The sequence below is a fragment of the Acinetobacter chinensis genome, from assembly GCF_002165375.2.
GTDB classification, from domain to species: Bacteria; Pseudomonadota; Gammaproteobacteria; order Pseudomonadales; family Moraxellaceae; genus Acinetobacter; species Acinetobacter chinensis.
Map to the genome: position 1 here is coordinate 596763 of NZ_CP032134.1, position 12858 is coordinate 609620.

The window sequence follows — 12858 nt, forward strand, 5'->3', positions numbered from 1 at the left end:
AAAACTTGAAGTGCGACATAAACCACCTAATTAATTTAAAGGGTTTATGGAGTATATAAAATTGTCATACCATCATCTTAACTTTGAAGATCGTACTGCATTAATGCTTGAGTCAAGAAAAGAAGGCTTTTCAGCCAGAAAATTTGCTGAACTCATTAAAAGACATCCTAGTACGATCTATCGTGAGCTTAAAAGAAATAGCATCAATGACGTTTATCAAGCTCAATATGCTTCTGATAACACCTTCGCTAGACGTAGACGTGGTCACAGAAAACTCAAAATCGATTCAATCCTCTGGAAATTTATTGTTGAAGCGATCCGTTGTTTATGGTCTCCTCAGCAAATAGCAAAACGTTTAAAGACATTTCCTGATTTGGATCAAACAATGAATGTAAGCCATACAACGATTTATTCAACGATACGAGCATTACCAAAGGGTGAGTTGAAAAAAGACTTATTATCCTGTCTGCGTCATGAAAATAAAAAGCGAAAAGCTAACGGTGAACCTAAAAAAGATTCTATATTACAGGATATTAAAACTATTCATGAGCGCCCAGCCGAAGTTCAAGAAAGAAAAATACCGGGTCATTGGGAAGCTGATTTAATTAAAGGTAAAGACAATAAAAGTTCGATAGCAACACTTATTGAACGAAATACACGGCTCTGTATCTTGGCAACATTACCTGATGCAAAGGCAGAATCAGTGCGCAAGGCTTTAACTGAAGCTCTGAAATATTTACCTGCAGAACTGCGTAAAACGTTGACCTATGACCGTGGACGCGAGATGGCAGAACATAAAATACTTGAAGAAGATTTAGGCATAGATGTATATTTCTGTGACCCACATTCACCCTGGCAAAAAGGCACATGCGAAAATATGAATGGTTTAATTAGGCAATATTTACCTAAAGGGATTGATTTAAATCAGGCAGATCAGCATTATTTAAATCAAGTTGCCATGTCACTGAATACTCGTCCTAGAAAAGCGTTAGATTGGCTTACACCATTAGAGAAATTTGCTCAGCTTGTTGATTATCATAAGACTTTTCAAACTGTCGCACCTCATGTTTGAATTCGCCCTGTTTTTGCTGTTGTTTCGGGAGCAGTTGCAGGACTGATCGTCAGTATTGTTCCGGCTGTACTGGAAAAGTTTAAAGTGGATGATGTGGTGGATGCCGTTACAGTTCATGGTGTCTGTGGGGCATGGGGTACGCTGGCTGCTGGTCTGTTCTTTGAAAAAAATATGTTCAGTATGGAGATCGTCTCAGTTCAGGCAATTGGTGTTGCTATGGCATTTGTATGGGGATTTGGTGTGGCATTTATGGTTTTTAAACTGCTTGATCTGATGCCTGGGGGGATTCGGGTCAGTTCACAACATGAGCAGCGAGGGTTGGATTATATCGAGCATGCGGAACTGTCTTATCCGGAGTTTCAGCGTGATGTGACCTTTGAAACTGATGATTTAACCAGAAGACACTGAGGATAAGTACATGACAACAGAACTGCTCAGTCTGGCACAGAAACGCAATGCAGTGGAACGGGGGCTCAGACCTTACTTTAATGACTCTGTCCTGGAGCGGGTTCTTCGCTACTGGGAAGTGGAATATGGAAATAAACCATCCTTTGTACTGAACCGGTTTTTAAGTGAAATATGTAATACAGATGATCTGCGCTTATACCGAAAAGAAATTTTAAAGCAGGTACTGTCTGAAATTTCAGAAGTGGAGCGACAGATCAGGTTGAATATCCGAACAGATGAAGCAGTTCCACAATCAGGAATCAATCCACTGGAGAATAAAAAAACAGCAGGGTTAGGAGAAGTTTCGGTTTCTGAAAATCTTATGGATGCCTTTCAGTATTTTGTCGTCAGTATTTATAACGATGTGCCTGTGGATGATCAGATGGAGTTTGATACAGAGATCAGGCAAAAAGTCCAGAAAATGGGGCTGTCGATCAATATGGAGGCAAAGTTATATGACACTGAGCAAATGAATTTTCTACCGGTACGGAGTTATTCACGAGTGATCACTGCATTATATGAAACGTACTGTGAGTTTTATGGACCAGTCAAAGCAGACAGAGTGTATGCCAGAAGAAAGGAAGAACTGAAACAGAAGTTTATGAATGTCAGTTTGCATGACCTGTTGTGATTGAAATTAAAAAATAAAAACCACCTTAGGGTGGTTTTTTATTTTTTAATAAATCACTATACTGTTTGTTATAAAATGATGCTTAAACATCAAAAAATTAATCAAAATGTTAAGTGTGTATCATTATTGTGCTTTATTTATTAAGTCGGATTAAACATGACGTCAGCTGCTAAATATTTGATGATCTGTATTCTTGCTGCTTTGGCAGTACAGGGGTATGCATCAGTTATTGTTGCAGGTGAGGATTTTAAACAGTTCGACATTATTCCTGATTTTGAGTTGCTGATTCTGGGTGGGGTATTTGTCATACTGCTTCAGGCGGGGTTCGCGGTCGCAGAAGGTGGTTATGAGAAGAGTCTGAAATCTTTTTATGGATTGTGCATCAATTATCTGGCGGCAATACTGGGGACATTCTTTTTTGGTCTGGTGTATTCAGTATCATTTGACCCTCAGGGGGCAGCGCATGCATTGGAGGTACTGGCGAATATTCATGGGTGGCACTGGAATGTCATCTTTTTTTATACGCTTATGGCAACAACCATTACCACGATTGTAGGTAGAGTATTTCCGGCAGATTACAGTGTTCCGGCCTATGCATTTATCAGCTTTTTAGTGGCGGGTGTGATTTTTCCTTTTTTCAGTTGCTGGGCCTGGGGAAGCATTTTATATGACAGTGGGTGGTTGAAACAGTTAGGTTTTATTGATTATGCCGGCTCTACAGTAGTGCATTCTTCGGCAGCCTGGGTCGTACTGGCAGGTTATCTGGTACTTCGCTCAACCTCACAGATTCAGATGGAAAAGCGGGATGTGATCTTTGATGATTACAAAATTCTGTCTTTTTCGCTGGCGGGTTTTATTCTGTGGCTGGCATGGTCAGGTCTGAATATTATTTATATTTCAGATATTCCTGTCAGTATTGTAACAATTGTGCTCAGTGCTGTGGCAGCATTGATTGGTTCAGTTGTGACAGTGGTCGTTTTCTCTCTGTTTTTTAATAAAAAGATAGCCTGGGAGGCTATGCTGAAAGCAACGCTTGGGGCATTGGTTGCTGTAACTGCCAGTTGTGGTTTTGTCAGTATTTCAACTGCGGCGGTGATTGGTGGTGGGGCAGGATTAATTACACTGTACAGTCCGAATCTGCTGAAAAAGTGGCTTGATTCAAAACATATCCGTGAAGTGATCGCGGTGCATGGACTGTGTGGAATATGGGGAACACTGGCCGTCTCTCTGAGTGGGCAGGTGCTTGGAAATATGACGCATGCTGTCAGTCTGAAAACTCAGTTAACGGGTATTCTTGTCTGTTTTATCTGGAGTTTCGGTACGGCATTTGTGGCATTCTGGAGTATGAAAATGCTGGGAATAAAGTTCAGAACTTCCAGTGTGACGGATAAAGTCTGAATTCCAGTCATAAAAAAAGCGACAGATGGTCGCTTTTTTTACCGGATAAATTTTATGCCACTGTATTTGGGCTTGTACGCCATAGGCTTTCAAGGTCATAAAATTTACGTGCTGTTGGCAGCATGACGTGAACAACAACAAAACCAAGATCAATCAGGATCCATTCTGCGTCTCGCTCACCTTCCACACCTAAAGGGCGGAAACCTGCTTTGCGTGCTTCTTCAGCAACGTTATCAGCAAGTGCTTTAACATGACGTGTAGATGTACCGCTTGCAATGACAATCGCATCTGCGACATTGCTGATGCGGCTGACATCAATATCAATAATATCTTTGGCTTTTACATCCTGCAGGGCTTCCTGTACGACTTTTAAGCAGTTCTGTACATCCTGGGACTGGGAATTCATTGTGAAATCGTGAGAATTAGAAGCGCTGGGCGATGGTTCTAAATTCATAAAGGGTATCATTTCCTGACAATTACTCATCATCTAATATAGCCGTTTTACTGGTGGATTTCAAATCAATCCAGTATTGCTTCGGGCTTATTCAGAAAAGTATTTTTTCTTCCATGCGAAAGAGTTTACCGAATGTGACTGAGGGCGGTATTCTGCGGCAATAAAGCCCTGATAGCTGCTGTGCTGTAACCAGTTGAAAATCTCTGCCCACATGATCTGAGCCGTGTCCGGTTCATGACGACCAGGACAGTCTGCAAACTGGATGTGACCGATATCATGAAGATTGTCCTGAAGGGCTTCCAGTACATTTTCCCCCATCATCGCCATGTGGTAACAGTCGTACTGCATTTTCAGGGCTGGATGCTGAACTGCTTCAAGCATTTCCTGTGCCTGAGCAATATTCTGTACAAGAAAACGGGGCATATCTGTACCGTTGATCATTTCAAACACAGGTTCTATGTCGTGTTCTGAAAGGATATGACAGGCGAGTTTCAGGTTTTCAGCGAGTGTGTTCAGGCAGGGCAGCAGGTCGGCATCCTGAGGCTGTTTACCAGCAAGAATGTTGACCCGGGGGACATCCAGTGCTCTGGCATAATGCACAGCCTGTTCCAGTGCACGGCTGAATTCAAGTTCTTTGCCTGGAATACCTGCCAGCCCATTTCCACCCTGCATCAGGTCTCCAGCAGGGACATTGATCAGACAGAGACTGAGCCTGTGCAGCTGTAACTGCTCCTGAATGGCTTCAATGCTGAGTTCGTAGGGAAACTGAATTTCCACATGTTCAAATCCCTGAGCCTGAGCAAGTGCAAAACGTTCAATGAGTGGCACTTCTGTGAAAATCATGGAAAGATTGACTGCAAGTCTGGTCATAGGTCGGTTCCCTGTCTGGCTGACATTATAAAGATTTGATCTGGTGGATGATGGTTGCCAGATCTGATTCGGCAAATCCCTGCTGCTGGTGAGTATTTAACTGAGACAGTGCTGTGGTTGCAACAGGAATATCCAGCTGATATTCAGCGGCAAGTTTAACGGCATTGTTCAGGTCTTTGGACAGTGTCTGAACTTTCCATTGAACGGGCTCAAAGGTGTGGGTCGCCATACGTGGAGCCAGGATCTGAAAGGGTTTTGAGTCAGCAAAACCACCAGCAAGTGCCGGTGCCAGCAGTCGTGTATCCACACCTGCTTTTTCTGCAAGAGCCACGGCTTCAGCGATCAGTGTACTGTTAGCAGCAACGATCAGCTGATTACAGATTTTGGTCGCCTGTCCGGTTCCTGTTTCACCCATACAGGTGACCCGCTGGGAAAGAACATTATAAATCAGCGTCAGCCGTTCAATGGACTGTGGGTTGCCCCCTGCAAAAATAACCAGGGTTCCATTTTCAGCACCAGCAGTGCCCCCAGAAACAGGGGAATCAATCCACTCGACACTGGACTGTGCTGCCTGTTTTGCCAGCTGACGGGTCTGATCCACAGACAGGCTGGAAAAGTCGATGATGATCTGCCCAGGGTTTAAAGAGGAGGATATCTGTGAAAAAACGGAATGAACCGCCTGATCATCTGCAAGACAGGTCAGAATGACAGGGTATTGCCCGATATTTTTCAGATCGAGCAATACAGCACCCATGTCTATGAGTGAGTCGCAGGCACTGAGGGTTCTGTTCCATACAGCAACGTTAAAGCCTGCCTGAATCAGTCGGGTTGCCATGCGGCTTCCCATCAGTCCCATACCTAAAAATGCAATCTGGGTACTGCGATCAAAACTCATGTTCCATTTCCTGTTCTGAAATTGAATTACTTATACTGGCGCGGTAAAAACTGCACATCCGGATTTTTATCCTTTTTACGTGCAAGTTTACTGTTTTTGCCCATCAGCAGTTTTAACTGCCATATTTTTTCAAGGCGTAATGATCTTGTCGGTTGATGTTCCATTGCATCCAGTACGCGTTTTGCAGCCATCAGGGCATCTGGAGAACGTTGCAGCATTTCCTGTGCAATACTCACTGCTTTGTTCAGTGGATTTTCATCCAGATGAGTCACCAGTCCTATTTCTTTGGCATAGTGACCATCAAAAACACGGGCAGTCAGTGTCAGCTCTTTGGCAAGATCAAGTCCAATCACGCCTTTGATGGAGCGGGTCAGTCCCATATCAGGAACCAGTCCCCAGCGGCTTTCCATAATGGACATTTTTGTATCAGGATGGCTGATACGTATATCCGCTGCCAGTGCAAGCTGCATACCTGCACCGAGGCAGAAGCCTTCCATTGCAGCAATCACAGGGACAGGAAGTTCCTGCCAAATCAGAAATGCTTTCTGGAAAAGGCTTTGTCCTGGTTTGATGAGTTCCCATGCAGCATAGGCGGTGTTTTTAGGATTGTTCAGGTCTGTTAAATCAATACCTGCACTGAAGACACCTGCTTCACCTGTCAGAATAACGCAACGGATGCTGCGGTCTTTTTTAATTTTTTCAGCGGTACTGACCAGTTCCCGCAGTAATGCAAAACTCATTGCATTTCGCTTGTCAGGGCGGTTCAGGGAAACTGTAGCGATGCCGTTATTTTTTTCTATGCGCAGTAAAGCCATGGTAAAAACCTTTTATTGTCCTGTTTCTGAGCATAACATGGGGGCGTACAGGATACATGACAGTACAGTCACATCCATGAATGGACGTAGTGGACTTTAGTCGTGTAGCGCCCGTGGTGCTTCAGAGGTTGTGTTTGTTCAGAATAATCTGAGCGGCTTGTTCCACCTGCTGGATGACTGCTTTCAGGTCATTGAAGCGGTTCAGGGTTTCCTGCACAAAGTATTCGTCAGCTTTACGCCGTTCTTTGCGTAAAGTGGAAACAAACTGTTCAAATGAACCGGTTGCTTCCTGCAGGGCAGGCACACCGACATAACGGGTTGCGCCATACAGGCGGTGCAGTACATGCTCAAGCTGAGGAAAATCTTCAAGCGCAATCAGCTGTTCCATTTCATTCACTTCAGCTTCAAAACTGTCCGTCAGCATTTTCAGCAGATCCACGGCCAGATCTTCCTTGTTGGCAGCCAGCTGGAGACTCTGTTGCCAGTCCATAATCTGAGGGTCAAGCGCTTCAATCACATGAGCCTTTTCCACAGTACTGACTTTGTTGAACTGTTGTGTGGTCCACTGGGTCAGGATCTGAATAATCTGTTCAATCTGAATCGGCTTGGTGACGTAATCATCCATACCACCTTTCAGCAGTTTCTGTTTTTCATCGGACAATGCATGTGCAGTCAGTGCAATCACAGGTAAACGTTTGTGATTTTCAAGTGTGGATTCCAGTGAGCGGATGGCACGGGTGGTATCAATACCAGACATGACAGGCATCTGGATGTCCATGAAAATCAGATCGAAAGGCTGTGCCTTGCTCTCAAGGTTATTCTGAAGAATTTCCAGGGCTTCCTGTCCGCTCAGCGCTTTGGTGGTTCTGACGTTCAGCTCAGCAAGTAACGCTTCTAGAACAATCAGGTTTGGCAAATGGTCATCGACTGCAAGGATGTGTAAGCCCTGACCATTGAAGTCTTCATGTTCATCCTGATCAAAGACAGGCTGATTACTCAGCAGCTGAATTAAGGCACTGCGGCTGAGTGGCTGATACAGTGGACGGGCACGGTGTTCATTGAGGATTCCGGGTTCCAGTACCATCTGATAGCCATAGACTGCCAGGTTACCATTGTAACGGGTGCGAATTTCGGTCAGCAGTGCTTCGGAGTCGCCACTGTGATCCACAATCAGCCAGGTGTTTTCAATGTTGCCAGGCAAATGGTTCAGTCGGCTGAACAGATCCAGAATGGATGAAGTTTCAGTATGCTGAACTTTATAGTCTTCCAGATAATGTCGGAGTACGTTTGCTGTCGCAGGGTGCGCAAGATAGGAAACAACCTGCATGTGGCTGAAATCAGGGTGCTCAATACCATCATCTTCATCAACGTTGAACATGGCAGTAAACCAGAAAGTTGAGCCTTTTTCAGTCGGTGCGCGTTCCTGGTTATCCTCAAAACCAATCTGTCCCTGCATCAGATGAACAAGCTGTTTGGAAATGGCAAGTCCAAGTCCTGTACCGCCAAACTGACGGGTGACGGATGCATCGCCCTGAGAGAAAGATTCAAACAGTTTTTTACGGTCAGTGCCACTCAGACCAATACCACTGTCCTGCACGCTGAAATGCAGCAGGCACTGACCGATATCATCCTGCTCCATTCGTGCACGTACAATAATTTCTCCATCAGGTGTGAATTTGATGGCATTGGAAATCAGGTTGGTCAGAATCTGTTTAAAGCGTAATGCATCACCAATCAGATATTTAGGGACGTTATCCGCATAATAGAAGGTCATGTTGATGTGTTTCTGTGCTGCCGGTGGAGACAGCATATCCATCACATCAAAAATTGCTTCTTCCAGATCAAACGGTGCGGTTTCAAGTTCCAGTTTGCCGGCATCAATTTTGGAAAAATCCAGAACGTCATTAATCAGTGCCAGCAGATGGGCAGAAGATTTACGGATGGTCTGTAAATACAGATTCTGTTCGTTGTTGAGATTGCCCTGACGCAGTAACAGATGAATAAATCCATCAATACTGTTCAGTGGTGTACGCAGCTCATGACTGATGTTCGCCAGAAAGACTGATTTGGACTGGTTTGCAGAAATGGCCTGATCCCGTGCCTGACGGTAAGTAATGTTCTGTACTTCAAGGGTGTCTAAAGTTCTGCGTAAGTCATCTTCAGTCTGTTCGGTGTGTTCTTTCAGTTCAAGAAAACTGAAATGCAGCCGTTTGACGACATTGGCAATATCACGCTGTAACAGGCGCAGCTCACCGGTACTGTTAATGACCATGTGCTGATCCAGCGTATCCGCATTGAGTCGCTGTAGCTGCATGCGGATTTCATACATGGGTGCAATCCAGCGGCGGGAATAGAAATTCAGACACAGCAGTAACAGCAGTAACGTCAGTAAGCCTGTTGCCACCAGCACGATCAGGACTCTGTATCGGGCAATCTGTAAAGGCTGGTTATCCAGTTCAATCAGCAACCAGGCATGATCACCCACGCCTTCGTTGATCTGAAGCCCGTACACATGGCTGTCTTTATGTTCAACAGGACCAATAAAAGACTGTCTGGTGTCATATTCAGGCCAGGCCGACTGATCCTGATAGCCCATGCTCAGGCGGTTTGAGTTTTTTGAATCAATAATTGCAGTACGGATCAGATGTTTTTCATTCATCATGTTCTGCATGAAAAAACGTGCCTGATCATATTGCCAGGGAAAGCGGTCGAGCTGCATCAGTGCATTTTCAGCAGCAGACTGGTTGCGGGTCAGAATGGCAATAGCCATCTGTTTCTGTTGTGCTTTTGCAGCACTGGAGGTTTCAGAAAGAACCAGGACAGTACCCACACATGCCAGAATGGTAATCGGTACAAAAATCAGGGCAATCAGTTGCCCATAAGCATGATTTAAGTGTAGCCGCTTAAATAATTTCTTATTGATATTTGACATGGTGAAAGCTGTTAATTCCCTTAGTCAGGCATATTAGCATGCTTTAAACTGGAACTGACTGAGCTTTAATCACATTCGATAAAAAGCCTGGGAAATGGGTGCAGGAGAAGTCATTTTTTCATACAATAGTCGCACCTCGATACAGGTACATATAATGAGTAATACAACCCCTGATTTTCAAGCAGACGAATTTTTACTGGATCACTATGTAGGGAAAACTCCTCTGGTGCGTCTACAGCGTCTGGCAAGTCACACTCAAGCAACCGTACTGGCAAAACTGGAAGGCAATAATCCAGCGGGTTCAGTCAAGGATCGCCCAGCGTACAACATGATCATGCAGGCTGAAAAGCGTGGTCAGATCAAGCCTGGCGACACACTGGTTGAGGCGACGAGCGGAAATACAGGGATTGCACTGGCGATGGTCGCTGCCATGCGTGGCTATAAAATGAAGCTGATCATGCCAGGTAACTCCAGTCAGGAACGTAAAGATGCCATGCAGGCTTATGGCGCGGAACTGATTGAAGCACCCGATATGGAAACTGCCCGTGACATGGCTTTAAAGATGCAGCAGGATGGCGTTGGACTGGTGCTGAATCAGTTTGGCAATCCTGATAACTCAGAGGCACATTATCTGACAACCGGTCCTGAGATCTGGGAGCAGACCGGTGGCAAAATCACTCATTTTGTCAGCTCCATGGGCACAACCGGTACTATTATGGGGATTTCCCGTTATCTGAAAGAACAGAATCCTGATATTCAGATTGTTGGTTTACAGCCAGAAGATGGTGCAAGCATTGCAGGTATCCGCCGCTGGCCTAAAGAATATCTGCCGACTATTTTTGATCCATCGCGTGTTGACCGCATTATGGATATTCCACAGATTGAAGCAGAAAAAACTGCACGTCAGCTGGCGCGTAAAGAAGGTATCAGCGCAGGGACATCTTCAGGTGGTGCTGTATGGGCATCCATAAAAATTGCAGAAGAAAATCCAGATGCCGTGATTGTCTGCATCGTCTGTGACCGTGGTGACCGTTATCTGTCTACAGGTCTGTTTTCAGTTGTGGATGCAGAATAATTCTGTTCAGCCCTTTACTCAGTTGAGATGAAATGCGTTTACCAATACTGATATTTGATATTGAAACCTTGACTGATCTGAAATCAGGCGCACATCTGTACCATCTGGATCTGCCGGAACCTGCACTTGAAGCGGCGCTGACCAAGTTGCGCCGTCAGGAAACAGGTATGGATTTTCAGCGTTTACCACTGCATGAAATCGTCTGCATATCTGGACTGGGCATTGATGAAAACGGCATGATGAAGCTGTTTTCGTTCAGTCGTGAACAGTATTTTGAAGCAGAAATTCTGACCCGCTTTTTGGCTATTTTTGACAGAAAGCATCCGACTCTGGTCAGTTGGAACGGCTCTCAGTTTGATATTCCGGTGATTCTGTACAGAGCAATGTATCATGGTCTGTCCGCTCCTGGTCTGTTTGATCAGGGAGAAATTGATCAGCAGAAACGTTATAATAACTATCAGAACAGGTATCACCACCGTCATGTTGATCTGATGGATGTGATGGCAATGTTCAATGGTCGTAATTTCCAGAAACTGGATGATATGGCACATCTGCTGGGCTTTCCAGGTAAACGCGGTGACGGTGCTTACCATGTGCCTGAATACGTCAAAGCACAGCAATGGCAGCAGCTGACCGGTTACTGTGAAGGTGATGTGCTGAATACATGGCTGATCTATCTGCGGTGGTTGCTGCTGAAAGGTCAGTTAAATCATCATGATCATGGTCTCTGGATTCAGGCAACCATTCAGTATCTGAAAACCCAGCCTCAGCATGCAGATTTTTTGAACGTCTGGCATGAAACCTCTCTTCAGACTGTATTCACAGCTTCTGATTTTTCCTCTCCCATATCTTAGGTATCCATGAAATACAAAGCCAGACCTCGTACAGCTCCTCAGTCCAGTTATATTTTTCGGATTGAGTCACTTTCACATGAAGGTCGTGGAATTGCACATTACGGAACGCATCCTGACCACCCTGAGGAAAAAAAGGGCAAAAAGGTCTTTATCAGTTATGCATTGCCTGGTGAAGAAGTTTTCGCTCAGATTACGCATCAGGCAAAACGGCTGGAAGAAGCAGACTGTAAAAAAGTGCTGGCTGACAGCTCGCTGGATCGGATTGAACCTGCCTGTCCACACTATACGGTTTGTGGTGGATGCAGCATGCAGCATGTCCGTGAGGATGAACAGATCCGTCTGAAACAGGATGTGCTGAAATCACATCTGGAGCATTTTGCTGGTATACAGCCGGAAGAATGGCTGTCTCCTCTGCGCTCGTTACGTCAGGATTATCGTCGGAAAGCACGGATCGGGGTACGTTACATACCTGCGAAAGATAAACTGGTGGTTGGTTTTCGTGAACGCCAGACCAACAGACTCACATCTATCGACCGTTGTATGATACTCGACCACGAGTTTGGCTCTGTCACGCATGTTAAGCAGTTACTCCAAAGTCTAAAAGCCAAAGCTGCAATTGGTCATATAGAATGGGCAATGGGGGACAAGGAAAAAGCCCTGTTGATCCGTCATACGGAAGAATTAACGGCGGAAGATGTCAACCTGCTGAAGAACTTTACGTTAAATAAAGCATGGCAGCTTTATTTGCAGCCTGAAGGGTCTGAAAGTGTTCATCGTGTTGATGATCCGACTGCTGAAATGCGTCTGCATTACAGTCTGGATGATTTTAATGTTGAATTTGGTTTTCATCCGCAGGACTTTACTCAGGTCAATTCGACCATTAACCCTCAGATGGTGAAGCTGGCATGTGATTTGCTTCAGTTACAGCAGGGAGAACGGGTTCTGGATCTGTTCTGTGGGCTTGGAAATTTTTCCCTGCCACTTGCAAGATGTGTTGGAGACACAGGACGGGTTGTTGCGGTTGAGGGCAGTGAGGAAATGGTTAAACGTGGCACTGAAAATGCAGAACGTAACCAGATTCAGCATATTAACTTTTATTCACAAGATTTAACAAAAGATTTTTCGCATCATTCTTGGGCAAATCAAGGATTTGAGGCATTATTGATAGACCCTCCGCGCTCTGGTGCAGAGGAAGTGATGCATTACGTGCCCAAATTTGGTGCAAAAAGAATCGTTTATGTATCCTGTAATCCTGCAACACTGGCAAGGGATGCCGGTATTCTGGTGAAACAGGGGTATCAATTGAAAAAAGCAGGTGTGATGGATATGTTCACGCATACCGGACATGTTGAATCCATTGCCCTGTTTGAGAAAGAGAACGAAATAAACGATCTATAATATGAAGCATATATATT

General features: G+C 44.8%; 11 protein-coding genes and 1 pseudogene. 7 read left to right on the forward strand and 5 right to left on the reverse strand.

The features are described from left to right. Window positions 1–46: 46 nt before the first annotated feature. The 4 genes and pseudogenes from CDG60_RS03640 to CDG60_RS03655 all read left to right on the forward strand — a co-directional run bounded on the left by CDG60_RS03640 (window position 47) and on the right by CDG60_RS03655 (window position 3548). Entirely contained in the window at window positions 47–1072 is a 1026-nt protein-coding gene (locus tag CDG60_RS03640; RefSeq protein ID WP_005100823.1) for an IS30-like element ISAba125 family transposase, read from the forward strand. Window positions 1073–1078: 6 nt separating this feature from the next. Continuing rightward, window positions 1079–1480 (forward strand): annotated as a pseudogene (locus CDG60_RS03645) (ammonium transporter); the annotation flags it as partial. Window positions 1481–1490: 10 nt separating this feature from the next. Next, window positions 1491–2150: a hypothetical protein gene (locus tag CDG60_RS03650; protein WP_087513119.1), complete on the forward strand. Its 660-nt coding sequence runs from the start codon at window positions 1491–1493 to the stop codon at window positions 2148–2150. 156 nt (window positions 2151–2306) lie between these two features. Next, entirely contained in the window at window positions 2307–3548 is a 1242-nt protein-coding gene (locus CDG60_RS03655; RefSeq protein ID WP_087513120.1) for an ammonium transporter, read from the forward strand. 52 nt (window positions 3549–3600) lie between these two features. Here the strand turns inward: CDG60_RS03655 and rsfS are convergent, their stop codons facing one another. The 5 genes from rsfS to CDG60_RS03680 all read right to left on the reverse strand — a co-directional run bounded on the left by rsfS (window position 3601) and on the right by CDG60_RS03680 (window position 9514). After that, window positions 3601–4002 (reverse strand): ribosome silencing factor, encoded by a 402-nt coding sequence (rsfS, locus tag CDG60_RS03660; RefSeq protein ID WP_087513121.1) that lies wholly within the window; start codon window positions 4000–4002, stop codon window positions 3601–3603. A gap of 87 nt (window positions 4003–4089) precedes the next feature. After that, entirely contained in the window at window positions 4090–4872 is a 783-nt protein-coding gene (locus CDG60_RS03665) for a hydroxypyruvate isomerase family protein (RefSeq protein WP_087513122.1), read from the reverse strand. A gap of 25 nt (window positions 4873–4897) precedes the next feature. Further along, on the reverse strand, window positions 4898–5767 hold the full coding sequence (locus tag CDG60_RS03670; RefSeq protein WP_087513123.1) for an NAD(P)-dependent oxidoreductase: 870 nt from the start codon (window positions 5765–5767) through the stop codon (window positions 4898–4900). A 26-nt stretch (window positions 5768–5793) separates the two neighbouring features. After that, complete coding sequence (locus CDG60_RS03675; RefSeq protein WP_087513124.1) at window positions 5794–6582, reverse strand: crotonase/enoyl-CoA hydratase family protein; 789 nt, start codon at window positions 6580–6582, stop codon at window positions 5794–5796. Window positions 6583–6703: 121 nt separating this feature from the next. Continuing rightward, window positions 6704–9514: a GacS-like sensor histidine kinase gene (locus tag CDG60_RS03680; protein ID WP_087513125.1), complete on the reverse strand. Its 2811-nt coding sequence runs from the start codon at window positions 9512–9514 to the stop codon at window positions 6704–6706. Between the two features lie 154 nt (window positions 9515–9668). Here CDG60_RS03680 and cysM point away from each other — a divergent pair, with 154 nt between their 5' ends. From cysM to rlmD, 3 genes are read left to right on the forward strand one after another with little or no spacing between them, the layout of a single operon-like run. Beyond that, entirely contained in the window at window positions 9669–10589 is a 921-nt protein-coding gene (cysM, locus tag CDG60_RS03685) for a cysteine synthase CysM (protein ID WP_087513126.1), read from the forward strand. A 32-nt stretch (window positions 10590–10621) separates the two neighbouring features. Next, window positions 10622–11443, forward strand: a complete 822-nt coding sequence (locus CDG60_RS03690) for a 3'-5' exonuclease (RefSeq protein ID WP_087513127.1) — start codon at window positions 10622–10624, stop codon at window positions 11441–11443. Between the two features lie 6 nt (window positions 11444–11449). Continuing rightward, window positions 11450–12841: a 23S rRNA (uracil(1939)-C(5))-methyltransferase RlmD gene (gene rlmD, locus CDG60_RS03695; RefSeq protein WP_087513128.1), complete on the forward strand. Its 1392-nt coding sequence runs from the start codon at window positions 11450–11452 to the stop codon at window positions 12839–12841. Window positions 12842–12858: the final 17 nt, after the last annotated feature.

Bases quoted from the DNA above. Each gene is read 5' to 3' on its own strand.
- CDG60_RS03675 (WP_087513124.1), bottom strand. From the start codon at position 6,582: ATGGCTTTACTGCGCATAGAAAAAAATAACGGCATCGCTACAGTTTCC.
- CDG60_RS03655 (WP_087513120.1), top strand. From the start codon at position 2,307: ATGACGTCAGCTGCTAAATATTTGATGATCTGTATTCTTGCTGCTTTG.
- rlmD (WP_087513128.1), top strand. From the start codon at position 11,450: ATGAAATACAAAGCCAGACCTCGTACAGCTCCTCAGTCCAGTTATATT.
- CDG60_RS03690 (WP_087513127.1), top strand. From the start codon at position 10,622: ATGCGTTTACCAATACTGATATTTGATATTGAAACCTTGACTGATCTG.
- CDG60_RS03680 (WP_087513125.1), bottom strand. From the start codon at position 9,514: ATGTCAAATATCAATAAGAAATTATTTAAGCGGCTACACTTAAATCAT.
- CDG60_RS03640 (WP_005100823.1), top strand. From the start codon at position 47: ATGGAGTATATAAAATTGTCATACCATCATCTTAACTTTGAAGATCGT.
- cysM (WP_087513126.1), top strand. From the start codon at position 9,669: ATGAGTAATACAACCCCTGATTTTCAAGCAGACGAATTTTTACTGGAT.
- CDG60_RS03650 (WP_087513119.1), top strand. From the start codon at position 1,491: ATGACAACAGAACTGCTCAGTCTGGCACAGAAACGCAATGCAGTGGAA.
- CDG60_RS03665 (WP_087513122.1), bottom strand. From the start codon at position 4,872: ATGACCAGACTTGCAGTCAATCTTTCCATGATTTTCACAGAAGTGCCA.
- rsfS (WP_087513121.1), bottom strand. From the start codon at position 4,002: ATGAATTTAGAACCATCGCCCAGCGCTTCTAATTCTCACGATTTCACA.
- CDG60_RS03670 (WP_087513123.1), bottom strand. From the start codon at position 5,767: ATGAGTTTTGATCGCAGTACCCAGATTGCATTTTTAGGTATGGGACTG.